Below are 24,721 nucleotides of genomic sequence, written 5' to 3' on the forward strand. Positions count from 1 at the left end.
AAAAATCGCATGAAGCCGTCCTGCCTCACTTCAGTCCGCGTGCCTTGTAGATGCGTTCCTTGGCTTCGTTGATTTCCTGGAACTTCTGTTCGGCAGCGCGGCGGATGTCTTCACCCAGCGCCGCCACCTTGTCGGGATGATGCTTCAAGGCCAGCCGGCGATAGGCCGCACGTACCTCGGCATCGGTAGCCTCGGGAGAGATTTCGAGTACCTTGTAGGCATCTTCCAGCGAACTGCCGCGCAGGTTGAGCATCGACTCCACCTCCTGCACCGAGAGTCCCATGGCCACCGCCACCTCCTTCAACGCCTCAATCTCTGCCTGGCACACGTTGCCGTCGCTCTGCGCTATCTTCACCAGGAAGTCCAGCATCTGCAGACGCTGCTCGTAGGTCAGGTTGACAGCAATCTGCGCACCACAGTCGTGGATGGTGTTCTTGAATGCCATCGGATTGGTGCGTTCCATCTGCTTGCGCCGTTCGAAGAGGTTCAGCAGAATCTGTTCGCCCTCGGCCACGGCACCTTCGCCGAAATTCACCCGCAGGAAACGGCGCACAAACTCCATTTCGCTGTGCATGATGCGCCCGTCGGCTCGGATGATGTATGAAGCCATGACGAGCATGGCAAAAAGGAAACTGTTGCGCTGACCCAAGTCCTCGCAACCGGCCGATGTAGGCCCGTAGTACTCATGTCCTGTCGCACCCTGTGCCTCCGCGTCCGAAGCCTTGTCGAACAGCGAACCTATCGCATAACCGGCCAGCGCACCCAGAGGACCCATAGCCATGAAGCCCACCACGCCGCCTATCCATTTTCCGTATCCCATAATAATCTATATAGTTTGATTCAATCCGGCAACAAAGGAACGTAAATTTCGGCGGTCTGCCAAAGAGCCGGAACAATATTTAGCGCAAAATCGTATTTTTGCACACGAAACAAAACAAACAATACTCACCTCCACACTATTTATACATATTTATATATTAACCAACAACTAATTCCGTTAATCCATGACTAACTCTAAAAAAGATTTCATCGCCTACATGTCCGCAGTGACAGCCCGCCTCCAGAACGTGGAACGGCTCGGCACGGCCCACGTCTACCGCAGTACCCTCAACCGCATCAACGAATTTGTCGGCGGCAGGCCGCTCCCCTTCAGTGCCATCACCCCCACGTGGCTGCAAGCTTTCCAGAACTACCTGCTGGGACGTATGCTCAACTGGAACACCATCTCCACCTACATGCGCATGCTGCGCGCCGTCTACTACCGAGCCGTCGACGAAGGCCTCGCCCCCTTCCGCCCGCGCCTCTTCAAGGGAGTATATACCGGCACGCGGGTCACGGTAAAGCGGGCCCTCGACGAGCAGATACTCCGCCGCCTGCAAAAGCCCGTATCCGCATCCGAAAGCCTCGAACGTTCACGCCTGCTCTTCATACTGCTCTTCATGCTGCGCGGTATCCCCTTTGTCGATATCGCCTACATGCGCCGCTGCGACCTGCACGGCAACCTCCTGACCTACCGCCGCCGCAAGACGGGTGCCTGGCTCACGGTACGTGTCGAGCCCGAGGCCATGAAGCTCATCGAGCGCCTGAAGAGCCGGGACCCCGAGTCGCCCTACCTCTTCTCCTTCGTCCGCGGCACAGGGGCCGAGGGTTACCGTCAATACACCGTTGCCCTGCGCCGCTTCAACTACCGGCTGAAGCAGCTAGCTGCCACCCTAAAGGCCGGTATACAGCTCAGCAGCTATGCAGCCCGCCACAGCTGGGCCACCCTGGCCAACTACCGTGATTTCCAGCCGGAACTCATCAGCAACGCCATGGGGCATTCATCTGTAAAAATTACGGAAACTTACTTCAAACGACATTCTGATGAACGGATACACGACATGAACAGAAGTATTCTATCGTATTTGTCCATTTAAGTTCATATTGGTTCACAAGAGAGGGAAAATGAAGAATTCCGTTACTTCGTAGGTAACGGGACTTGCGATTGTTTGTTGCGACAAAGGACGGCCTTTTTTACATAATAAACAAGCAAAATCATTGATTTAACATTTCAGGTTTCAAAAAAGTTACTATACTTTTTCTTTCGCTTGCCCGAAAGAAAAAGATATCAAAAAGAAAGGGCCCCGTCTGCACCTTCGGGGCTACTCCAGACGGCTTTCAGGCTAAAGGACAGGAACTCGCTGCGCTCAGACAGCCTGTCCTTCTTCACGCCTGAAAGCCGCCTTACGCTTTACGCCCCTACGGTGAGGCCGGTCCACCATGCGGCGTGTAGGCTTTCCATGCGCAGCCGGGGCCTAATCGGAGGGGCGTAAAGCGGAGTCCCTCCTTTTGCGTAAAGAAAGGCAGACTGTCTGAGCGCAGCGAGTTTCTGCCTTTTAGCAAAAGGAGGGAACGGAGTAGCCCCGGAGGTTCAGCCCTTGACTTTTTCTTTTGGTATCTTTTCTTTTGCGTCAAGGCAAAAGAAAAGTACACTCTCCCGTTACCTACGAAGTAACGGACACCCATTGTAAAACTGTAACGAAAAAATCTTATGTGTAGAGTCCGACATCTTGCACTGTCCGGCTTGCTGTTTCTGCTGTTCTGCACAGGCCAGCCCACGCAAGCCCAAAACCGGCAGACACCTGTGGAGCAGACAGGTGATTCCGCTATCCTCTTCCGGTTCGTTCCCGGAAAGCTCATGTTCTATTCCCCCTTCCGAGGGAATGACAAGTCCATTACCGAAGCCGCCGCGCTCATCGACCGCCACCGCGAAGAAATCACTTCGGGCAAGGCCTATCTGTACATCCGCGGCTTCTGCGGATCCTACGGCAGCCAGGCCGAAAACCTGAAGGCAGCCAAGAACCGCACCAACCAGGTGAAGTCGTGGTTCATCACCCACCACGGCATGAAGGAAGACTACTACCGCACCTACAACTCATCCCGTTCCTATAACGGCATCCGCGACGTCGTAGCCCTCATGGGCATCCAGTTCACCGAGGAATATCTGGCCGAACAGCGCGCCCTGAAGGCCCGCCGCGACAGCCTTGAACGCCTCCGTGCCGACAGTCTGGCTGCCATCGAAGCCGCACGCGCCGAGGCCGAACGCCTGGCACAGTTGCGCCGCGACAGCCTCCAGCGGGCCGAAGAGATGCGCCGCCGTCAGGCCGCCGACAGCCTGGCACGCGAAGCCGAAGCCCGCACCCGCGTCTACAAGGCTACCCCCTGGTACATCAAGTCGAACCTCCTCTACGACGCCGTGCTCATGCCTTCACTCGAAATAGAATACCGCTTCAGCGAACATTTCTCGGCCGCCATCGAGGGCAACATGGCCTGGTGGCACAACAACGGCAAGCATAAGTACTACCAGCTGGCCACCATCGTTCCCGAAGCCCGCTGGTGGTTCAAGCCGCAGGGTGCCCGCAAGGGCCACTACCTCGGCCTCTTCGGCGGACCGGGCTGGTACGACCTCGAGAACGGCAAGACCGGCTACCGCGGCGAGGGCGGCATGGTGGGCCTCAGCTACGGCTACATGTTCCCCGTGGGCAAGTACTTTGCCTTCGAGGCAGGCATCGGCCTGGGCTACGCGCACCTGAAGTACGAAGAATATGTACCGGCAGACGGACACTACGCCTACCAGCAGACCAACCGGACCAACTACTTCGGCCCGCTGAAACTGAAATTCGCTTTTGTATGGAACATCGGCCGCTGGACGGAGAAAGGAGGAAACAGATAATGAAGAATGAAGAACGAAAAATGAAGAATATCGCACTGGCCGGAACCATGCTGTTGGCGGCGGTGCTGACTACCGGCTGTCGCAAGGACCTGTGCTACAACCATGCCGACCACGCCCCCTCCGTGAGGGCCGACGTGCAGCCCGAATGGATGCAGGAATGGGAAAACCCCTACACCGGAGGTGAAATCCAGCCGGACTGGGAAACCATCTGGGAAGAGCAGGGATGGCCCCGCAGTTACGACGAGTTCCGCCCCGACGTGGCGGACGGCATACGCTCCATCGTCTACAACACCGGTGACGAGCCTTCCGTAAGCAACCTCGAGAGCGACGGCGGCATCATCTCCATGACCGAGGGCACGCACTCCATCCTCTTCTACAACAACGACACGGAGTACATCGTCTTCGACGGTACCGACAACTCGGCCTCGGCCACGGCCAGCACCCGTACCCGCACCCGCGCCAGCTACCAGGCCCCGCAGACCCACGCCGACGAGCGCACCATCACCCCGCCCGATGTGCTCTACGCCTCCTACGTGCCCAGCTACGAGGCCCACAAGTCGCTCACGCCGGACGGCCTTCCCACCACCATGTACCCCCGTACCTACACGTATCTGATACGTTACCGCTTCAAGTCGGGACTGCAGTACGTGGCACAGGCCAAGGGAGCCCTGGCCGGCATGGCCGAGAAGGTGTTCCTGAACGACGGCCACACCGACGCCGAAGCGGCCACCGTGCTCTTCGACTGCAAGGTGGACGAGAAGGGCTGCACGGCAGAAGTGCTCACCTTCGGTGTGCCCAACTTTGCCTATAAGACCAACGAGTATACCGACGACCCCGAGAAGATGCACTGCGTGCTCACCCTCGAAGTGATGCTGAAGAACGGCAAGCACCTCACCTTCGACCGCGACATAAGCGCCGCCATGCGCATCCAGCCCCGCGGCGGCATCCTGGTGTTCAACGACATCGAGATTTCCGATGAAGACGGTACCGAAGGCTCCGGCGGTTTCGATCCCGATGTGGAAGACTGGGGTGACGTCATCGAGGTACCCCTGCCGATTGATTGAGAATGAAGAATGGATAATGGAATTATAAACTTAAGAAACCAATTAACTAATCAACTAACTTTATTTATTAACCCTTTAAATGATTAAGATTATGAAGAAAGGTTTAATGATGCTGGGCGTAGCCGCAATGGTGCTGGCCAGCTGTACAAACGAGGAAGTGCTGAACATATCGGACAGCCGCGCTATCGGATTCAATGGAACCGGTATTGACAACATTACGAAAGCTGACGACATTACGTCAACTTCATTCGAACAGTTCTATGTGTATGGTGGTTATGGAACAAATGCTGTATTCAACAAAATCAGTGTAACAAAAAGCGGAAGCGCTTGGGGTTATAGTCCTACACAATACTGGGCAAAAGGTACTTGGTTCTTTGCCGGATATGCTGGCGGTGACGGTGTTACTCCAACTTGGGACAATGCTGCTGGTAAGCTGACATTGGCTGTTAACTCTGCCGCAGATAAGCAAAGTGATGTGATTTTTGCTGCAAATAAAGGTGAAGATGGTAATGGTATTGTAGTAGCCGACCCCGCAACCTACAATACTCAAGTAGTACTCAACTTTACCCACCTGCTGTCTAAAATCCAATTCAAGTTTACAAAAGAAGTGAAAAGCCTTGGTGGTGTAACCGTAAAATTGAAAGATTTCAAGGTTGCAGGCCTTACCACTAATGCCAAGTGGGTAGATGGTACTCAGCAAGTTGCCGATGAACCTGCTACTGGTGACTACACTGCTTTCAAAGATGTCTTAACAGTAATTGATGGAACCCAAGGTCTTTCTACTGCAGAATTCTATGTAATTCCACAGGATGTAGATGCATTTGCTATTACTGCTACCGCCGAAATTACCGATGCCAACGGTAGTAATATCAAAACAGGTAAAGTCACAGCTACCGTACCGACAACTGGTATCACCAAATGGGATCCGCAAACAAAATATGTTTATACAGCCGAATTGAAGTATGAGAACATCGTGACTCCAGATCCGGGAAAAGACCCGAAACCTATCGAATTCACAGGTTCAGCTTCCGACTGGACAACAGGTGGTGCTACAACTCCTATCAATCCGGATCCCCAAAACTAATCACCCTTTTATTTAACCATCACAGCCCGGGCGGGCCTGACCGCCCACCCGGGCACAACGCAGCCCCGCGCTGCACAAGCGAACCCGAAACTTTAGCCATTAAAACCGAACGATTATGGCACAGAATCAATTTTCGATGGACCTCAATCTGAAGGCCTACCCCAACCAGCTGACGCCCGACGTGGACGACGACTACACCGTACGCGTAGACACACAGAGCACCCCGCTCGACCTGGACGACATTGCCCGTGCCACCGCACAACGGCTGGGCGAAGAAATCACCAAGGTACGTTCCGCCCTGCAGGTGGGCATGGAAGTGATGGCACAGGCCGTGGCCAGCGGATTCTGTGTCTCCACCCCCCTGTGCTACGCCCAGCCCATGGCCACCGGCGTGGTGATGGAACACGAACTCTCGCAGCCCGTCGACCGCGACAAGGTGCGCGTCTACGCCTCCTTCCGCCAGGGCAGCGCCGTCACCGAAGCCCTCGCCCAGGCCAAGCTCCAGCTCTTCCTGCAGCCCGCAGCCACAGGGCCCTACATCGCCGGCATGACCAGCGCCTTCTTCAATGAACAGACCGGCGCAGGCGGCGCCGTCACCCGCGTACCCCTCCCCATGGAGGCAGGCGACATGGCCGTCATCACCGGCAACGGCCTCAAGGTAGTGGGCACCGACCCCTCAGTAGGCGTCACCCTCACCTCGGTGGACGACCCGCAGAAGACCTTCTTCATCCCCGCCGCCAAGATTTCGCCCAACACGCCCAAGAAGCTCCAGTTCAGCCTGCCCGCAGGCATCACCGAAGGTGCCTGGACGGTGAAGGTCACCACCCAGTACGCCGGCGGCAACTACCAGACGAAGTCTCCAAGAATCTTTACACTGAACCGCCCCGTCTACGTAGGCCTCGCCCCCGAAGAGCCCGAACCGGGCGGCGGTACGGGAGGCGACGGACAGGACGAAAGCCCGCTGTAGGCCCTTCTGGGGCCGGTCAGCCCCCCGCGGAATTTAACGGTCCGTTAAGGCCCTATTTAACGGACCGTTAAAGCCCCGCTTAACGGTCCATTAAACGACCGCTTAACAGTCCGTTAAACGGACGCTTAATAGACAATTAAATACACCAATCATAAGAAGATGAGAAAGATATTTACAAAACAAAACAATCGCGGAGCCGTCCTCCTCATGGCGGCCTCCCTCCTCCTGCCCCTCGCCTCGTGTACCGACACCGCCACGGGCGAACCCGACACGGATGCCCGTGCCATCTCTTTCACTCCCGCGGCAGAGACACGCGCGGCGGTGGATGGTGGTAGTCTGCCCGACGATTTCCTTGTGTGGGGTGGATATAATCCTGAATTCCCCCTGTTTGAAGGCGAAACCGTACATCCCAACGGAACATACGACAACGGATTACGCTACTGGGTGCCGGGCACATACAATTTTTACGCTGTCTATCCGGCGACAATTAAAGACAAAACAACATTCAGCAACGGCACTCTTACCGTCAAGAACTTCGATTGCTCGAAAACGGGAGAGGATGCTGTGGACCTGATGACAGCCATTCCCCCAAGCATTCCTTATGAGGCAGGCAATGATCCACAACCAGTAGCGATGGAGTTCAAGCACGAGCTGGCACGGGTGAAATTCACCGTAAAGTCGGAAAACACCGTAGCCACCGTCAGCACCTTCAAGGTATATGGCGTGAACTACCAAGGAACGCTTACCAAAGGACAAACAGCAACTTGGGATCCAGTAACATCTTGTACCGAAGCCAATACTCCTTATAAATTGGAAAACTTCATCTTCAACACCACCTATGGTTTTGAAAAAGACATGCTGGGCGACGTATTGCTGATACCGGGCACAAACCTGACAGACGCCAAGCTCTACATAGCTTATAAATATCAGGGAGATACGGTAGACCGGACCTCCACCATCGATTTACAGACCACAGCCATCACCCAATGGGACGCCGGAAAGAGCTACCACTACACCCTGACCATCAAGGGCGGCACGCTGACCGTCACCGTAAAAGTAGCGGACTGGAAAGAAGAAGACACCTCCGTATCGTGGGGATAATATAAAAGAGAATAATGAAAAGAAACAACGATATGAAACATTCAACTTATCATTACATCATGGGGCTGCTGGCCACCTGCCTGCTCTCGGCAACCTTTGCCGGTTGTACCCGTGAGGCTGACGAACCGGCGGCCGACGGACGTACGGCTACCATCCGGCTGGACATCCCCATGCTCGAGGCGGCTACACGCATCACGACGCCCACCAAGGAGCAGGAATCCGCAATCCACACCCTGCGCGTCATCATAGAGTCGGATGGGACAACCACCATCAACCAAGAATTCAAGGACTTGACAAGTGGCAGTTTTATCACAATAGACAACGTGCCTGTTGGTCAGGTACAGATGTATGTCATAGCCAACGAGGCGAGCCTGGGTAAGGACTACAGCGACCTAGCGAAGTTACAGGCCGATATTGAACCGGAAACCAGGAAGGTGCACATTCATGATGACGGGCACCAATACTTCCCCAAGCGCGGCTCGGAAATAGACTTTACCACGAAGGGGCTGCCTATGGAGTGGATGGGGCAGCTGACCATTGACCCACCTACCGATACGCCACAGGCAATTGAGGTGAATCTGGTGCGCGCCGTGGCCAAGCTAAACATCACGATGAACAATGCGCTGAGCGACCCTATCACCATCAACAGCATGTCGTTCGGCCCATTCTTTGGCGACTGCCTCTACCTTTTCCACACAAGCAGCCTCGACGTGCCCGACGACACGAAATATGACGAAATGAGCTATACGGAGAACATCAATATCCCCATCGAGGGTAACAGCAGCGAAACGCTGGCACTCTATATCTATCCGTCGTTTGCATGGAAAGACGCTGGGCAGGCCTCACCCTATACCATCGGCTTCACCACGGAGTCAGGGGGAATATATACGCCGCTGCCATTCGTGAACAACTACGGTGCGCTGAACTCCATAGCCCGCAACACGCAGGTCAACATCAATGCCACGCTGCGCACGGACACGCACATTGAAATAGCATTTGAGGTAGTGCCTTGGGAACAGAACACCGTGGACGTACCCTCATTCAATTAACACGTAACGATAGTAGAAACAGATATGAAAGCAAGCAAGTTACTGTATAGCATGATAGCGGTGCTGGCGCTTCTGGGAGCATCGTGCACCGACGACACGTTTATGGACAACCACAGCCGGGTGGAAGAAGGTATCCCCGTCCGTGTGCAGCTGAAATTCCGCGCCGAAGCCGGCGAAGTGATGACCCGAGCAGAGCAGAGCGAAGAATACGAGAACCGCATAGAAAACGCCTACGTCTTCGTGTTCGACGGAGGCGGCGCCATCGTTTACCGGAATTTCTTCACGGAAGGTGAGAGCTTTACCTTTGAGAATGGAGACCCTAACCACTCTTCGGGAAAGATTATTTTCGACACCAAGTCGATGAACGACGCTACCATTGTGGGTATCGCCAACCTATGGACCGGGACCTCCGGTACGGCTTTCCCTGTGACAAAAGACGAGTTGGACAAGATAGCCGACCTAAAAGCCTTGAAAGCCTATGTCATGCGCATGAGCGATGCCTCCGTCAGCCGAGGCGGTCTGTTCATGATGACTGGCTACGCCAAGGACAAAGAGGGTAACACCGTTGTCACCATCCCCGGTTCGGAAAGCGGAACCGTGACCATGGAGTCGACCCTGCAGTTCGAGCGCACCGATGCCAAGGTGAAGTTTATGGTGACAACAAACCCTAGTAATCCGGCATGGAAAGACTTCTCCTTTACCCCCCGCACCTGGGAAGTGAAGCGTGTGCCGCAGCAGAGCTATCTGCTCGAAGCAAAGTCTGGCGACTACGACGGAGACGATGCCACCTACTTCAACACACCCGCCGTACCCTTCGAGACGATGACCACTGACCCGAACAACGCCAACCTCTACACCGGCGGCAGCTTCGTGTTCTACATGCCTGAAAACAAGAAGTCACCACTCCAATCCGTTTTCGACTATGCACAGCGTGACGCGTGGGACACCAAGGAAGGACTGGACGACAACGGCGACCGTATCTTCACAAACGCCAACGCCAACTCCACCTTCGTGGAAATGACAGGAACAATCTCCTACGTGGACGGAGAGAACATGCTGGTTAACGCCGACGTGCGCTTCATCGTGCACCTGGGCTACGTGTCCAATCGTAACGGACAGCCCGTACCCGCCGACCCCAACGACTACAACACCGAGCGCAACGGTTTCTATACGTATAATGTAAAGGTGCAGGGCGTTAACGACATCATCGTGGAGGTAACCAGTGAGAATGGGGAGGACAAGCGTCCCGGCTACGAGGGCGACGTGGTGTACAGCACCACCGACATCTTCGAGTTCGACTCCCACTACGACCGCCGCCTCATCAAGCTGAACAGGAGTGCCATTGGTACGGACATGAAGTGGAGCGTAAATACCCCCTTCAGCCGCGGCATACACGATGCCACGGACGATGACAAAAACATCGAACAGGATATGCGCGACTACCGCTGGATAAAGTTTGCCATCAATGCCGACTATGGCGTGGACAATGAACACTTCGTGAAATACCCGGGCGACCAAAACTACAACGACCCGTTCCCGATGACTGGCGCAGCCAATAACGAGTCATCTCCTTATTATACAACAGGTGGCAGAAATTATCCTAATGCCCGCCTGCTCGACGTGAACCAGCTGATTCGCCGTCTGCAAAGAGAATACAATGACCCGAATTCAAAAATCTTCTACAAAGATACTGACGGAGAGGCGAAAGTGGCCATCACTGTCTTCGTCGACGAGCACCTCTACTTCAACCACCCACTGACCAACCAGCCGGGAGCGGAGAACCGCTCGTTGTGGAAACTCACCACCGACAAAGAAGACCGCCAGTTACACATCATCGCCCGAGGCTCACAAATCAGTGCAGACGGTAACTCCAGCGTCGTGAACTCCACCTTCACCTTCAAGCAACGCCCCATCAGCACCATCTTCAATGTGGACAAGCCTGGATTGCAAACCGCCTGGGGGCTAGAATCCGTGATGGAAACAGGACGCATGCAGAAAGGCAGCCGCCAGTACGGCAGCTCTACCAGCAATGGGCGAATGAATACGCTGGACATTATTCTCGGTTCCAACCACAACAACGTGGTACATTGGACGGACGTGCTGAACACTGATAAGCACTATGACTTGAACAGCACCTATCAGGACCCCGTACACGCCTGCCTGATGCGTAACCGCGACCTGAACGGCGACAACATTATCCAATCCAACGAAATCCGCTGGTACCTGGCCGCCATCGACCAGCTGACGGACATCTACATCGGAGAATATGCGCTGGACGAAAAGTCACGCCTATACCCCAGCAATCCGGCAGACCGCGTTGACGAAGAAGGAAAGACACAGGTGCGCTGGCACTACATCTCCTCCTCAGCTAATGGCACAAGTGACGCTTGGATTCTTTGGTCAGAGGAGGGTGCTTCGCGAGGAGGTTCGGCAGGGTCTATTAAAGATGAAACGACAGAAGGGCCATGGTGGGATCCCGGTGAGAAACCTGTTCAAAATACATATTTCTCCTACCGGTGTGCCCGTAATCTTGGGCTGAAGCTCAGCGAACCTGACGATGAGCCAGAAGATTTGATAGATGTAACCTCGGAAGAGGGAGGCTACTACCTGATAGATGCCACCAACCTGAATGTAAAGTCACGTCGTACCAACTACGAGGTAAATCCCTTACCCGTACACAACGAGCGCTCAGCAAACAATCTGCCGTATGCCAAATTCAGGGTACATCCAAATGTTTATGGTGGAGATGGTCAGGAGCCTCACGTAGATCAATGGAATAATTTGACTAAAGATGAATGGAATGATTGGCCATGGAATTATTATCAGACATTTAGAGCAGATCCGGCTGGATATCGTATACCGAATCAGCGCGAGCTACTTATTATGACGACCCGAATGCCAGCGGAAGCTTGGAAAACTTTTACAGATAAAAGCGGAAGGCAAACAGCCAGTATAAAGCCTAACTATGTCTGCCAAACATCTTTCTCATTGAATGGGAATGCACCATACAATAATAGTCGTGAAGGATTTATTTGGAACTCAGAATCAGGCGTTTTTTTCTTACAGAACACTATTGGTGATGAAGGTTATGTTCGTCCCGTACAGGATGTAAAGGAATAATAATATCCCCGCCGTGAGGCGGGTCCGCCTCCCCAGCTTGGCGAAGCAGGGAGGCAAGGTGCTTGTTATTGCAACAGGCATTTGTTTGTTTTGTTTGTCAAGCCATGCGGCCACGGGTCGTATGGCTTGTTTTTTACAGGCCCCCAATTGTTCATACGAATAGCTTTTGCTATATTTGCGGGGTTTAAGTTCAAATTTTCCATTATCAATTATCAATTATCCATTCTCAATTCTATGGCCGACAACTATCTGGAACGCCAGCGCGACGCCTACGAGGCCCGCAAGGCGGCATGGGAAAAGAAGAAGAAACACGCAGCAGGGCTGAAAAAGGCCGCCGCACGCACCACCGGCGCCGGGGCGGAGATGCTCCACCCGTTCGCCTCGCCTACCGAGGGCATCGAGCCGCCCCGGCGGTTCACCTATCCCTTTGCCTACATGCCCCACCCGCTCTGCCTGCTGGCCGCGCACGAGGTGCAGCAGTACCTGGCGGCGCAGACGCAGTGGCACGACGAGCTGGAACGCGGCAAGATGTTCGGCGTGTTGGTGGTACGCACCCGCGAGGGGCAGCTGGGCTACCTGGCCGCCTTCTCGGGCATCCTGGCGGGGCAGAACCGCCTGCCTTTCTTTGTGCCGCCCGTCTACGACCTGCTGCAGCCCGACGGCTTCTTCAAGCAGGAGGAAGAGCAAATCTCCGCCCTGAACCGCCGCATCGCCGCGCTGGAGGCCGACGAGAACATGCGTCTGCTGAAGGAAGAGGTGGAGGAGGTCCAGCGCCAGGCCGACGAAAACCTGGCCGGGATGCGGCGTCTGATGAAGGAGGCCCGCGACGCACGCCACCGCCTGCGCCAATCGGCCACGCTGACGCCCGACGAGGAAGCCGCCCTGACGCGCGAAAGCCAGCACCAGAAGGCTGAATACAAGCGCGCCGAACGCGCCTGGCAGGCCCGCAAGGCTGCCTTGCAGACCCTCTTCGACAACCTGCAGGAGCCCATCCGCGAACTGAAGGCCGAACGCCACCGCCGTTCCGCCGCCCTGCAGATGCGCCTCTTCTGGCACTTCAAGATGCTCAACGCCCGCGGCGAGGCCAAGGATCTCTGCACCATCTTCGCCCCCACCCGCCAGGGCACCCCGCCCGCCGGTGCAGGCGAATGTGCCGCGCCCAAGCTACTCCAGCAGGCCTATCTGCACAAGTGGAAGCCCCTCTGCATGGCCGAGTTCTGGTGGGGCCGCTCACCAGCGAACGAAATACGCGAGCACGGACACTTCTACCCCGCCTGTACGGGCAAGTGCGGCCCCATCCTGAAGCACATGCTCCAGGGCCTCGACGTGGACGACAACCCACTGCAACAGAAGATGGCAGACGCCCCTGCCCACCGCCTGCGCACAGTCTATGAGGACGAGTGGCTGCTCATCGTGGACAAACCCGCCGGCCTGCTCTCCGTGCCGGGCAGGGAGACCGACGCCCCCTCGGTGCTCAGCCTGATGCGCAGCCGCCTGCCCCAGGCCGAAGGCCCGCTGGTGGTGCACCGCCTGGACATGGACACCTCCGGCCTGATGCTCATCGCCAAGAGTGCCGACGTGCACCGCCGCCTGCAAGCCCTCTTCGAGACGCGTGCCGTGGAGAAGGAGTACATCGCCCTGCTCGAAGGCACCGTCGCGGCGGACAGCGGCCTCATCGACCTGCCCCTAGGACCCAGCCCGCACCACCGTCCCTGCCAGGAGGTTCGCGCGCCCCACGCCAAGCCGGCGCAGACCCTCTACGAAGTGCTGGAACGCCGCGAGGGCCGCACGCTCATCCGTTTCCGTCCGCTGACGGGGCGTACGCACCAGCTCCGCGTCCACGCCGCCCATGCCGAGGGCCTCGGCTGCCCTATCGTGGGCGACCCGCTCTACGGCAAGCCCGCCGACCGCCTTTACCTGCATGCCCGCTCGCTGCGCTTCGTCCATCCCGTCACGGGGCAAGAGGTGTACGTGGAAAGCGACTGGCACACAGATGACACACACGGCAGATAACCCTCGGGACATGGATTCCGCATCCAGTGCGGAATGACCGAACACCACGGATTACACAGATTACACAGATCATAATCTGTGTCAATCCGCGTAATCTGTGGTGAAAGAGACAGAAATCCAAAAATCTCCGTATCTTTGTCCAGGCATAACCCTTTAAACGATAATATATGAAAAATTCCCTTCTCCCCCTCGCCCTCACCGCCCTCCTTTGGACGGGATGCGGTTCCGTCCCCCTGACGGGACGCCGCCAGCTGCTACTCGTCTCCGACCAGGAAGTCCTCACCTCCAGCCTGACGCAGTACAACGACTACATGAAGACCGCCCCGCGTTCCTCGTCGGCCAAGCAGGCGGCCATGGTGAAGCGCGTCGGCCAGAAGATAGCCCAGGCCACCGAGGCCTACCTCCGCCAGAACGGACTGGCCGCAGAAGTGAAGAACTTCCAGTGGGAGTTCAACCTCGTGGCGGACAAACAGGTGAACGCCTTCTGCATGCCCGGCGGCAAGATTGTGGTCTATGAGGGGCTGATGAAGCTCGTCACCTCGGACGACGAACTGGCCGTGGTCGTTGGTCACGAAGTGGCGCACGCCGTGGCCAAGCACAGCAACGAGCGCCTCAGCCAGCAGATGCTGGCACAGACGGGCGCCCAGCTGCTCAACTACTCCCTCGCCGAGAAGAGCGCCGCCATCCAGACGGCTGCCTCCACCATCTACGGACTGGGCGCACAGGTGGGCGTCATGCTGCCCTTCTCGCGCAAGCACGAGACGGAGGCCGACTACATGGGCCTGGTGCTGATGCGCATGGCGGGCTACAACCCCGACGTGGCCGTCGGCTTCTGGCAGAAGATGTCGGCCTCGGGCAGCGGCTCCGTCCCCGAACTGCTCAGCACGCACCCCAGCGACGCCCGCCGCATCAGCGACATCCGGAAGGCGCTGCCGGAGATCAAGGCGAAATACTGAAATAATAGAGAAATGAGACGGCATCAGAATTCCACCGTCAGGCCGATGGTGGGCAGCAGGGTGCCGCTCTCCTGCTTCAGGCGTTTCATGACGTAACGCTGCTCGGAGGCAGGAGCTTCGGGGTTTTCGACGACGCCGGTGCTCATCAGCACGTCCTGCTGGCGGAGGACGCTCTTTGTGACGTTCTGCAGGTCAAGGTAGATGCCCAGGCGCCAGCCGCGGAAGTAGTAGTTCTTGTCCACGCGGACGTCGAGCTGGGCGAAGGCGTCGAGGCGGCAGGTGTTGTAGCGCGAGTAATCGTAGTAGGGCCGCCCCTGCACGTCCCAGGCCTCGACGAGCGACGACTTGTCTTCATCGTAGGGCGTGTAGGGGCTGCCGCCGATGGCACTCAGCTTAGCACCGACGCTCCAGTTGCGGGGGAAGTCGTAGGTGCCGCTCACGTTGGCGATGAAGCGGTTGTCCCAGGCGGAGGCGATGTAGGGTGAACGGTCGTCGTTGCGGTACTCACTGCGGAAGCAGGTGACGGAGGTCACGGAGGTAAACTTGCCGGGTATCTGCCAGCGCATGGAGGCCTCGACACCGTAAGCGCGGCCGCTGGCTGTGGGAAGGAGCAGCTCGTTGCCCACCGTGCCGTAGTCGTTGCCCTTACAGGAGAGGGGGATGCCGTCGGCCACGGAGAGGGGCACGCGGGTGTAATATTTGTAGAAGCCTTCGAGGGCGAGGACCACACGGGGGGTGACGTTCCACTCGGTGCCCAGGTTGGCGTTGGCCACGCGCATGTACTTCAACGACTTGTTGACCAACTCGCCCGTGGCGTCCTTATAGCCCAGGCCCGTGTAGGCCGGCAGCTGGTGGTAGAGGCCCACGGCGGCGTTGATGGCCACGGCGGGACGCACGCGCCACGACACGGAGAGGTTGGGCGACAGGTTCTGCCAGAAGCGCATCATGGAGCGGGAATAGTCGCAGCCGTCGAGGCGCAGGCCGAGCGTGGCTGTCCAACGTTCGTCGGGCGTGCGATAGCGGGCGGAAGCAAAGGCGCCCCACCCCACGATGCCCAGGTCGGTCTGCTGCTGCCAGGCCTGCTGCGCGCCGCCGGCAAAGATGCGCTGGAAGGTGCGGTCGTCGTAGCGGGCATACCAGGTTTCCACACCCTCGATCAAGGTCCAGCGCTCGCCGTGCGTGCGGTTCTCGGCGCGGAGGGTGGCCTTCTGCTCGTGCGAGCTCAGGTCGAGGGTCAGGTTGTCGGGCGAGGAGTCGTCGTTGTTCGTATATTTCAGGTTCTGGTTGGCCAGGTAGTTGTAGCCCAGGGAGACAGTCTGCACGTGGCGGCCGGCATAGTGCTTGTAGGCCGCGCCCAGGGTGAAGGTTTGCTGCTTGATGCGGGGCAGGTAGCTCAGCATGTACTCGGCGTCCTCGCCTTCCTCGTCGGTGTTCAGCTTCATGTTGTCGATGCCCGTCAGGCCCAGGAAAATGAGTTCGTCCGTGGCCGTAAGACGCGTCTTGATCTTGAACTGCCCGTCGATGTAGTTGGGCAGGAAGGGCAAGCCCAGCATCTTGAAGAGCAGTTGCAGGTAGGACTGTCGGACGGAGAAGAGGTAGGTGGTGCGCTCGCCGAAATGGCCCGCGCCGCTGAGCGACACTTCCGAGGCGCCCAGCGTGGCCTTGAAGGTCTGGTCGTCGGGGTTGCCGTCGCGCAGGCGAATGTCCATCACGGAACTCAGCGCTCCACCCTTGTCGGCCGGAAAGGCACCGGTGTAGAACTGCACCTCGCGGATGAGGTCGGCATTGAGAATGCTGACGGGACCGCCCGATGCGCCCTGCGTGGCGAAGTGGTTGATGTTGGGAATCTCGATGCCGTCCATGTAGAAACGGTTCTCCGAGGGCGAGCCGCCGCGCACGATGAGGTCGTTGCGGTAGCCGATGGGCGAGAATGACACGCCCGGATAGGAACGGACGATGCGCGAGATGTCGCGGTTGCCGCCGGGGCTTTTCTCAATCTCGCTCAGGCCTATAATCTGCAGGCTGACGGGACTGTCCTTGAGGCGACGGAAGGGCGCAGCGGCCTTTACGGTGACTTCGGCCAGTTGGGAGGCGTCTTCCTCCAGCTCCAGTTCGACGGGCGGTAGCTTGGCGGAGACGATGTATTCGGGCGAAAGCAGGTTCTTGTAGCCAATGCACGACACGGATAGCTGATGAATGCCCGGCGCCACGTGCTCGATGCGGAACTGCCCCAGGCTGTCGGTCGACGCACCCTGACCGGGATTGCCGTAGAGCGACACGTTGGCGTAGGGCACGGGCTGACGCGAAAGTTTGTCCACTACCCTGCCCCGGACGGTGAAGCCCTGGGCCATCAGCTGCAAAGGCAGCAAGGATATCCACAACAGGATGCAAAAGAACAGACGGAATGACATATCGTTCAGATTGAATAAGTGTTACACATCGGTTGTGCAAAGATAGTGCAAACCGAGCGAAGCACAAAAGAGGAAACGCAGTTTTCATCTTTTGTATTTCCGAGGTGCCGCCTATGTTCTGAAAAGATAGTTCAATCCGGGGGAAGTACAAAAGACGGGAAGAAAGTTTTCGAATCGAGCAGTTCAGCCCTCCATAAACAGTACGACATCGGCCGCATGATGGGCGATATAGGCCATTGGAGAAGTGTCGCCCGAATGCAGAATGTCGTCTACCACCTTTCTGCAACCCTCGCCTGCGGCCAGCAACACCAGCTGTGAAGCTGCCAGCAATGTCGTACCCGTCATGGTAACACAAGGCTGCCCTGTATAAGGATTGGTACACGAAACATACGCTTTCGGAGAGGCAAGCAGATGTTCCTGACCGGGATAGATGGATGCAGCCCGGCCATCGGCCTCTATTCCCAGAAGCACGGCATCGAATACAGGTCTGCCCTGAACCGACGGCACGACAGCAGCGGTCATGACGGCATAGCGTTCGGCTTCGCGCCCGGCTCCCCACCGCTGCCCGTAAATGACAGGATATACACAGGCCGAAGGAATATCGGTCTTGCTGAGCAACAGACGTTTCAAGGCTCCGTAATGACTGTCCGAATGTTCGGCAGGGACATAACGTTCGTCTGCCCAATAAATGCGCATCCGGTTCCAGGGAGTAACCGAACGATAGTCGTTGGCCCAGATGTCGAATAAGGGCCATAAGGACTCACCTCCGGAAAAAGCGAAATGAAAGACTTTCTCCGGCCGGGCATCCATCATGCCGACAAGGTGCCTTATCAGCGCATGGTAAGTATCGGCGACTGTTTTCCTGGTTACTGTTTTCATAATTAGGTCTGCAAGGAGTGGCATCCTGATGCCACTCTGTCGAAAATAATGACGTTTATAGAACAAAATGCCGGACAAGATTGTTCATTGTTTGATTTGAAAATAGTTATTTTTGCATCAGACAACCCTATTGTTCACTTCGCCAAAACTACAGACGGATGAAGAAAAAGATACATATCGGCCTCCTGCCCCGCATCGTGATAGCCATCGCGGCGGGCATCGCTTTCGGAAACGTGCTGCCCATGACGCTGATCAGGGCATTTGTCACGTTCAACGGCATCTTCAGTGAGTTTCTGAATTTCTCCATTCCACTCATTATCGTCGGGCTGGTGACCGTTGCCATTGCCAACATCGGCAAAGGAGCGGGTAAGATGTTGCTGGCCACCGTACTGATAGCTTACGGTGCCACGCTGTTCGCCGGCTTCCTGTCCTATTTCACCGGTACAACCTTCTTTCCGTCGCTCATCCGGCAGGACGTGCCACTGGAACAGGTGAGCGAAGCACAGGGTATCCTACCCTACTTCAACGTAGCCATTCCTCCGCTGATGAATGTCATGACGGCGCTTGTGCTGGCCTTCACTCTGGGGCTGGGCCTGGCCCACCTGAAGACTGATGCCCTGAAAAACGTGGCACTGGACTTCCAGGAGATTGTCGTGAAAACCATCAGTACCGTCATTCTGCCGCTGCTGCCTGTCTATATCTTCGGCATCTTCCTGAACATGACCCGCTCGGGACAGGTATTCGGCATTCTCAGTGTGTTCATCAAAATTATCGGTATCATCTTCCTGCTGCACATCTTCCTGCTGGTCTTCCAATATAGTATTGCCGCATTGTTCGTCCGCCGCAATCCCCTCAGGCTGCTGGGACGGATGATGCCTGCCTATTTCACGGCACTGGGTACGCAGTCGTCGGCCGCTACCATCCCCGTCACTCTGGCACAGACCGTCAAGAACGGTGTATCGCCTGGAATAGCAGGATTTGTCATCCCGCTCTGTGCTACCATCCACCTGTCGGGGAGCACACTGAAGATTGTGGCCTGTGCCCTGGCACTGATGATGATGCAAGGCATACACTATGACTTCCAGCTGTTCGCCGGCTTCATCTTCATGCTGGGCATCACGATGGTTGCAGCACCGGGCGTCCCCGGAGGAGCCATCATGGCCTCGCTCGGAATCCTCCAGTCCATTCTGGGTTTCGGCGAATCGGAACAGGCACTGATGATAGCCCTATACATCGCCATGGACAGTTTCGGAACAGCCTGCAACGTTACAGGCGACGGAGCCATCGCACTGGTCATCGACAAGATTTATACAAAACGGCAAGCAAGGAGAAACAAACAGGAACTTGTTGCCTGAACAACAAAATTTATACTAATTCGTTTGTGTTATATAGAGAAAGAGCTATATTTGCACAAATCTAACAAAAATGTGCAATAATTATGGAACAAAGTTTTATCGCATACATTGAGAAGAGTATCAAAGAGAACTGGGACCTGGACGCCCTGACCGACTACAAGGGAGCAACCCTACAATACAAAGACGTTGCACGAAAAATAGAGAAGCTGCACATCATCTTTGAAGCAAGCGGCATTAAGAAAGGTGACAAGATAGCCGTCTGCGGCCGTAATAGTTCGCATTGGGGAGTCACCTTCCTAGCTACGCTGACCTACGGAGCAGTCATTGTCCCCATCCTGCACGAATTCAAGGCAGACAACATACACAACATAGTGAACCACTCCGAAGCCAAACTGCTTTTTGTAGGCGATATGGCATGGGAAAATCTGAATGAAAATGCCATGCCGCTGCTGGAAGGCATCTTCATGATGACAGACTTTTCGATTCTTGTTTCCCGAAGTGAAAAAGTGGATTATGCCCGCGAACATCTCAATGAACTCTTCGGCAAGAAATACCCCAAGAACTTCCGCAAGGAACACGTATCCTATCACAAGGACCAACCGGAAGAACTGGCCGTCATCAATTATACTTCGGGAACCACCAGTTACTCCAAAGGCGTAATGCTGCCCTACCGCAGCCTTTGGTCGAATACTACCTTCGCCTTCCAGGTACTTCCGCTAAAATGTGGCGACAAGGTAGTGTCCATGCTTCCTATGGCCCACATGTACGGACTGGCCTTTGAATTCCTGTATGAAATCGCTGTGGGTTGCCATATCTATTACCTGACCCGCATGCCGAGTCCGAAAATCATTTTCCAGGCATTTGCTGAAGTGAAGCCCCGCATTGTCGTTGCCGTGCCGCTCATCATCGAGAAGATTATCAAAAAGAACGTGTTGCCCAAGCTGGAGACACCGACCATGAAGTTGTTGCTGAAAGTACCTTTTGTCAACGACAAGATCAAGGCTACCGTGCGCGAACAGGTGGTACAGGCATTCGGCGGAAACTTCGAAGAGGTCATTATCGGTGGAGCAGCCTTCAATCACGACGTGGAGCAGTTCCTCAAAATGATTGATTTCCCTTATACCGTAGGCTACGGAATGACCGAATGTGGCCCCATCATCTGCTATGAAGACTGGAAACGGTTCAAGCCGGGATCGTGCGGAAAAGCCGCCCCACGTATGGAAGTCAAGATAGCCTCACCCGATCCGGAAAATATCCCCGGCGAAATCATCTGCCGCGGTCCCAACGTGATGCTCGGCTACTACAAGAACGAGGAAGCGACCCAAGAGGTACTGGAACCGGATGGCTGGCTGCATACGGGCGACCTGGCTCTGATGGATCGTGAAGGAAACATTACCATCAAGGGACGCAGCAAGAATATGCTTCTTGGCCCCAGCGGACAGAACATTTATCCGGAAGAAATCGAGGACAAGCTGAACAACATGCCTTATGTGGCCGAAAGCATCATCGTGCAGCAGAATGAACGCCTGGTAGGCTTGGTTTACCCTGACTTTGACGACGCTTTCGCTCATGGCCTGACCAACGAAGACATCGAACGGGTTATGGAAGAGAACCGGGTAGCCCTGAATGCCGAACTTCCGGCATACAGCCAGCTGTATAAAATGAAAATCTATCCGGAAGAGTTTGAAAAGACTCCCAAGAAGTCCATCAAACGTTTCCTGTATCAAGAAGCCAAAGGATGAGAAAACAAAATTCTATAATACTTCTGATGTCCCTGCTCACGGCAGGGACTCTTTTTGCCCAGTCCCCTACCCGCCGGACGGTTTCCAGCCCACTGAAACCCATTGGAATCAATCTGTCATTGTGGAAAGGTATCTCTACACAGGCTGACGACAGCATAGGTTCTTCAGCCTTCAACCTGGGTATCTTTTCTTCCCAGAACAACCTGACGGGATTGGGAATCAACATCTTGGGAAGCAATACGCGCCGGGATGTAAAAGGTATCCAACTGGCAGGACTGTCCAACAATGCAGGATATCGCATGCAAGGTCTACAACTGGCAGGCATCACCAACATCAACAGATATGGATACTATGGACTTTCTGTTGCCGGACTGGTAGGTATTAGTGGCAACGAAGGAAAAGGAATGCTGGTCTCCGGTCTAGCTAACATTACAGGAAACAGTAACCGGGGAATCACCATCGCCGGCTTGATGAATTTTACAGGAGACAATGGCTCAGGACTGCTGCTGACCGGTTTAGCCAACATTTCGGGGAACAACTATCGCGGACTGGCCTCATCAGGACTGATGAATGTGGCCGGAGGCTCCTCAACGGGAGTACAGGTCGGCGGACTGCTCAACATCACCGGTGAAGATATGCGAGGAGTCCAGTTATCGGGAATAGGAAACGTAACGGGACGAGAACTTAGAGGCATACAAATCGGTCTGCTCAATATGGCTTCCCGTGCCAAAGGAGTGCAAATCGGGCTGTTCAACTATTACAAGGAAAAATTCGACGGGCTGCAACTTGGTCTGGTCAATGCCAATCCGCATACCCGCATACAGCTTTTGGTATCAGGAGGCAATACGACTAAATTGAATTTGGGTGCCCGTTTCAAGAACAACAGGCTCTATACCATTTTGGGCATCGGTGCTCCCTATTTTGACTTCAACGAAAAGTTTTCCGGCGCGGTATTCTACCGGGCAGGAGCTGAACTTCCCCTCTGCAAACGTCTGTTTGTCAGCGGAGACTTGGGTTATAGGCATATCGAAACATTCCGCAAAAACGACGCAGGCTATCCTGCCCGCCTGTATTCCCTCCAAACCCGCATCAATCTGGAATACAGACTGACCGGAAGTGCCGGCCTGTTTGTCAGCGGGGGCTATGGATGGGACCGCCATTACGACCGTAATGCCACCTATGACAAAGGAATCATCATTGAGGGCGGCATTGTACTGTTCAAGTACTGAATGCCGCCCTCCGGATTCAATGATTCATTCCTCATTTGACTACCCAATCATACATGCTCTTTTATCAGACCGGTACGATAGGCCACAAGAAGTTTCTTTAAATCTTCTATCTGAGTACGCAGTTCACGTCCCTTGTCTGTATCCTTCACCATCATACGCTGCGAATTGAATTCCACCAGGAATGTGGTCGACTTGATATCCTGCCCCTCTTCGATTGCTTTCTGCCGGCTTTGGAAAGGCTCGTGCTGCACCAGCTGCAAGCCATGCGAATGATAAACCAGCGTATATCCGGCTATACCCGTTTCCGGCTGATAGGCTTTGGAGAATCCTCCGTCAATCACAAGCATTTTTCCTTCGGCCTTGATGGGTTGCTCCCCTTTGATCGTCTTAACCGGTACATGTCCGTTGATAATATGGGCATGGGCTTCGGGATCTACACCAAACTCACGAAGAATGTTATTGCATACTTCCACTTCGTTCCGCAACGTGTAATAGTAGCCCTTCGTCTCTTTATGCAATGATTTGTCCTCTACAAAATAGCGTTCAAACGTGGCCATCTTGTCCTTGTCAAACGAAGGAGCATCCGGTCCGCACCATAAATACCACATATAATCAAGGGCAAAACTCTTTTCTTCCGACCCCTCTTCACCGAAATAAGCGGTGCGTACCAACTGGTCGACCTTTTTCAGCAGCTTTTGGCCCCAATATTCTTTTCCGTTTATGGCTACATGCTTGAAACTGCCATCCGCATTCAGAGGCACCGAGGCATGGTAAAGCAAATTGCTGTTGCACACCAGATACATGCCACCATAAGTAAAAAGGCAACGCATGTGCTTCTTCAGTTTTTCACTGTTCATGAAAGATGCATGGATCTTCTCCATCAAATCATGCTCTTCATCCGTCAACCGATAGGGATCAGCCGGATCGATTGTCGGGAAATTGGTATCGAGCAAAGCATATTCCTGCCCCTCATATTGGAAAACTCCCCGCTCAAAATCTATCAGATGCAACAATTTGCGCCCCTGCATACCGAGATCCGGACGACGGTCAATAATGGCAGCTTCCAGCTTCAACTGTATGATGGTAATGGCTTTATGCATCTGGGTAATGAGACGCAATGTCTTTTCATTGTAACGGGAATCGGAAAAGTTCAGTTTCGGCGCAAAAATCTCACAGGGATCATCTCCATAGACATCCATGGCAAAAGTTGCCAACGGAAGCAAGTTGATGCCGTATCCGTCTTCCAGTGTGGCCAAATTGGCATAACGCATGGACATACGGATCACGTTTGCCATACAAGCATCATTTCCAGATGCCGCCCCCATCCAAAGGAGATCGTGATTGCCCCACTGGATATCAAAGTTATGATAGTCACAAAGGGTATCCATAATGATATGGGCTCCCGGTCCACGGTCGTATATATCGCCTACAATATGCAACAGATCAATGGTAAGCCGCTGTATCAGGTTACACATAGCTATGATAAAGTCATCGGCACGCTTGGTCGAAATAATGGTACTGATGATGACGTTGATGTAAGCATGCTTGTTAGGGTCAATCGTCGACTCATGCAGCAACTCCTGAATGATATAGGAAAAGTCTTTCGGCAAAGCTTTCCTCACTTTCGAACGCGTATATTTGGACGACACATTCTGACAGACCTTGACCAATTGGTTCAGCGTTATCAGATACCAGTCATCAAGATCCTTCTCCCGCTCCTTGATCAGCTGCAGCTTTTCTTCCGGATAATAAATCAGTGTACAAAGCTCTTTCTTTTCACTTTCACGGAGCGTGTGGCCGAATATCTCGTTCACTTTACGTTTTACAGCACCCGAAGCATTTTTCAGCACGTGCTGAAAAGCTTCGTATTCTCCGTGAAGGTCGGTCAGGAAATGTTCTGTTCCCTTCGGCAGATTCTGGATAGCTTCCAGATTAATGATTTCAGTACTGGCATCGGCTATGGTCGGAAAACTGCACGACAACAACTGGAGATAACGCAAATCACTGATTATGCTTTCAGAAGTAATGTTTCCCATGAC

General features: G+C 54.8%; 17 protein-coding genes. 13 read left to right on the forward strand and 4 right to left on the reverse strand.

All coding sequences use genetic code 11. The features are described from left to right. Nucleotides 1–25: 25 nt before the first annotated feature. Nucleotides 26–820 (reverse strand): DnaJ domain-containing protein, encoded by a 795-nt coding sequence (locus RDO88_RS11285; RefSeq protein WP_307759473.1) that lies wholly within the window; start codon nucleotides 818–820, stop codon nucleotides 26–28. A gap of 184 nt (nucleotides 821–1,004) precedes the next feature. Between RDO88_RS11285 and RDO88_RS11290 the strand changes: the two genes are divergently transcribed. The 10 genes from RDO88_RS11290 (at nucleotide 1,005) to RDO88_RS11335 (ending at nucleotide 15,066) form a co-directional block, all read left to right on the forward strand. Continuing rightward, nucleotides 1,005–1,916, forward strand: a complete 912-nt coding sequence (locus RDO88_RS11290) for a phage integrase SAM-like domain-containing protein (RefSeq protein ID WP_307759474.1) — start codon at nucleotides 1,005–1,007, stop codon at nucleotides 1,914–1,916. Between the two features lie 614 nt (nucleotides 1,917–2,530). Further along, nucleotides 2,531–3,712: a DUF3575 domain-containing protein gene (locus tag RDO88_RS11295; protein WP_307759475.1), complete on the forward strand. Its 1,182-nt coding sequence runs from the start codon at nucleotides 2,531–2,533 to the stop codon at nucleotides 3,710–3,712. Continuing rightward, complete coding sequence (locus RDO88_RS11300) at nucleotides 3,712–4,776, forward strand: DUF5119 domain-containing protein (RefSeq protein WP_307759476.1); 1,065 nt, start codon at nucleotides 3,712–3,714, stop codon at nucleotides 4,774–4,776. Before RDO88_RS11295 ends, RDO88_RS11300 begins: the two co-directional genes overlap by 1 nt. Before the next feature lie 91 nt (nucleotides 4,777–4,867). Further along, nucleotides 4,868–5,860, forward strand: coding sequence for a fimbrillin family protein (locus RDO88_RS11305; protein WP_307759477.1), 993 nt, complete (start codon nucleotides 4,868–4,870; stop codon nucleotides 5,858–5,860). A gap of 115 nt (nucleotides 5,861–5,975) precedes the next feature. After that, the gene (locus tag RDO88_RS11310; protein WP_307759478.1) at nucleotides 5,976–6,827 is read left to right on the forward strand and encodes a DUF4469 domain-containing protein; all 852 of its coding nucleotides are present in this window, start codon (nucleotides 5,976–5,978) and stop codon (nucleotides 6,825–6,827) included. 159 nt (nucleotides 6,828–6,986) lie between these two features. Beyond that, nucleotides 6,987–7,928 carry a fimbrillin family protein gene (locus RDO88_RS11315; protein WP_307759479.1) on the forward strand — a complete coding sequence of 314 codons (942 nt, stop codon included), beginning with the start codon at nucleotides 6,987–6,989 and terminating at the stop codon, nucleotides 7,926–7,928. A 32-nt stretch (nucleotides 7,929–7,960) separates the two neighbouring features. Continuing rightward, on the forward strand, nucleotides 7,961–8,977 hold the full coding sequence (locus RDO88_RS11320) for a FimB/Mfa2 family fimbrial subunit (RefSeq protein ID WP_307759480.1): 1,017 nt from the start codon (nucleotides 7,961–7,963) through the stop codon (nucleotides 8,975–8,977). Nucleotides 8,978–9,001: 24 nt separating this feature from the next. Continuing rightward, the gene (locus tag RDO88_RS11325; RefSeq protein ID WP_307759481.1) at nucleotides 9,002–12,097 is read left to right on the forward strand and encodes a fimbrial protein; all 3,096 of its coding nucleotides are present in this window, start codon (nucleotides 9,002–9,004) and stop codon (nucleotides 12,095–12,097) included. Between the two features lie 363 nt (nucleotides 12,098–12,460). Next, nucleotides 12,461–14,110, forward strand: a complete 1,650-nt coding sequence (locus RDO88_RS11330; RefSeq protein WP_307759494.1) for a pseudouridine synthase — start codon at nucleotides 12,461–12,463, stop codon at nucleotides 14,108–14,110. Nucleotides 14,111–14,277: 167 nt separating this feature from the next. Next, nucleotides 14,278–15,066, forward strand: coding sequence for a M48 family metalloprotease (locus RDO88_RS11335; RefSeq protein WP_307759482.1), 789 nt, complete (start codon nucleotides 14,278–14,280; stop codon nucleotides 15,064–15,066). Between the two features lie 23 nt (nucleotides 15,067–15,089). Here RDO88_RS11335 and RDO88_RS11340 read toward each other — a convergent pair whose 3' ends face one another. Together RDO88_RS11340 and RDO88_RS11345 are read right to left on the reverse strand one after the other, a co-directional pair. Then, nucleotides 15,090–17,477: a carboxypeptidase-like regulatory domain-containing protein gene (locus tag RDO88_RS11340; protein ID WP_374043945.1), complete on the reverse strand. Its 2,388-nt coding sequence runs from the start codon at nucleotides 17,475–17,477 to the stop codon at nucleotides 15,090–15,092. Nucleotides 17,478–17,660: 183 nt separating this feature from the next. Further along, complete coding sequence (locus tag RDO88_RS11345; protein WP_307759483.1) at nucleotides 17,661–18,356, reverse strand: 6-phosphogluconolactonase; 696 nt, start codon at nucleotides 18,354–18,356, stop codon at nucleotides 17,661–17,663. A gap of 158 nt (nucleotides 18,357–18,514) precedes the next feature. On the opposite strand from RDO88_RS11345, the gene RDO88_RS11350 reads away from it, so the two are divergent. The 3 genes from RDO88_RS11350 (at nucleotide 18,515) to RDO88_RS11360 (ending at nucleotide 22,682) form a co-directional block, all read left to right on the forward strand. Then, nucleotides 18,515–19,711, forward strand: a complete 1,197-nt coding sequence (locus RDO88_RS11350; RefSeq protein ID WP_307759484.1) for a cation:dicarboxylate symporter family transporter — start codon at nucleotides 18,515–18,517, stop codon at nucleotides 19,709–19,711. An 83-nt stretch (nucleotides 19,712–19,794) separates the two neighbouring features. Continuing rightward, nucleotides 19,795–21,453, forward strand: coding sequence for an AMP-binding protein (locus tag RDO88_RS11355; RefSeq protein ID WP_307759485.1), 1,659 nt, complete (start codon nucleotides 19,795–19,797; stop codon nucleotides 21,451–21,453). Continuing rightward, nucleotides 21,450–22,682 carry an LA_2272 family surface repeat-containing protein gene (locus RDO88_RS11360; RefSeq protein WP_307759486.1) on the forward strand — a complete coding sequence of 411 codons (1,233 nt, stop codon included), beginning with the start codon at nucleotides 21,450–21,452 and terminating at the stop codon, nucleotides 22,680–22,682. Before RDO88_RS11355 ends, RDO88_RS11360 begins: the two co-directional genes overlap by 4 nt. Nucleotides 22,683–22,729: 47 nt before the next feature. Here RDO88_RS11360 and RDO88_RS11365 read toward each other — a convergent pair whose 3' ends face one another. Further along, nucleotides 22,730–24,718 carry a fructose-bisphosphatase class III gene (locus RDO88_RS11365; protein WP_307759487.1) on the reverse strand — a complete coding sequence of 663 codons (1,989 nt, stop codon included), beginning with the start codon at nucleotides 24,716–24,718 and terminating at the stop codon, nucleotides 22,730–22,732. Between the last annotated feature and the right edge of the window lie 3 nt (nucleotides 24,719–24,721).

Origin of the sequence: uncultured Mediterranea sp. (assembly GCF_902493215.1) — a bacterium.
In the GTDB taxonomy this organism is placed as follows: domain Bacteria; phylum Bacteroidota; class Bacteroidia; order Bacteroidales; family Bacteroidaceae; genus Bacteroides.

Bases quoted from the DNA above. Each gene is read 5' to 3' on its own strand.
- RDO88_RS11285 (WP_307759473.1), bottom strand. From the start codon at position 820: ATGGGATACGGAAAATGGATAGGCGGCGTGGTGGGCTTCATGGCTATG.
- RDO88_RS11290 (WP_307759474.1), top strand. From the start codon at position 1,005: ATGACTAACTCTAAAAAAGATTTCATCGCCTACATGTCCGCAGTGACA.
- RDO88_RS11295 (WP_307759475.1), top strand. From the start codon at position 2,531: ATGTGTAGAGTCCGACATCTTGCACTGTCCGGCTTGCTGTTTCTGCTG.
- RDO88_RS11300 (WP_307759476.1), top strand. From the start codon at position 3,712: ATGAAGAATGAAGAACGAAAAATGAAGAATATCGCACTGGCCGGAACC.
- RDO88_RS11305 (WP_307759477.1), top strand. From the start codon at position 4,868: ATGAAGAAAGGTTTAATGATGCTGGGCGTAGCCGCAATGGTGCTGGCC.
- RDO88_RS11310 (WP_307759478.1), top strand. From the start codon at position 5,976: ATGGCACAGAATCAATTTTCGATGGACCTCAATCTGAAGGCCTACCCC.
- RDO88_RS11315 (WP_307759479.1), top strand. From the start codon at position 6,987: ATGAGAAAGATATTTACAAAACAAAACAATCGCGGAGCCGTCCTCCTC.
- RDO88_RS11320 (WP_307759480.1), top strand. From the start codon at position 7,961: ATGAAACATTCAACTTATCATTACATCATGGGGCTGCTGGCCACCTGC.
- RDO88_RS11325 (WP_307759481.1), top strand. From the start codon at position 9,002: ATGAAAGCAAGCAAGTTACTGTATAGCATGATAGCGGTGCTGGCGCTT.
- RDO88_RS11330 (WP_307759494.1), top strand. From the start codon at position 12,461: ATGCTCCACCCGTTCGCCTCGCCTACCGAGGGCATCGAGCCGCCCCGG.
- RDO88_RS11335 (WP_307759482.1), top strand. From the start codon at position 14,278: ATGAAAAATTCCCTTCTCCCCCTCGCCCTCACCGCCCTCCTTTGGACG.
- RDO88_RS11340 (WP_374043945.1), bottom strand. From the start codon at position 17,477: ATGTCATTCCGTCTGTTCTTTTGCATCCTGTTGTGGATATCCTTGCTG.
- RDO88_RS11345 (WP_307759483.1), bottom strand. From the start codon at position 18,356: ATGAAAACAGTAACCAGGAAAACAGTCGCCGATACTTACCATGCGCTG.
- RDO88_RS11350 (WP_307759484.1), top strand. From the start codon at position 18,515: ATGAAGAAAAAGATACATATCGGCCTCCTGCCCCGCATCGTGATAGCC.
- RDO88_RS11355 (WP_307759485.1), top strand. From the start codon at position 19,795: ATGGAACAAAGTTTTATCGCATACATTGAGAAGAGTATCAAAGAGAAC.
- RDO88_RS11360 (WP_307759486.1), top strand. From the start codon at position 21,450: ATGAGAAAACAAAATTCTATAATACTTCTGATGTCCCTGCTCACGGCA.
- RDO88_RS11365 (WP_307759487.1), bottom strand. From the start codon at position 24,718: ATGGGAAACATTACTTCTGAAAGCATAATCAGTGATTTGCGTTATCTC.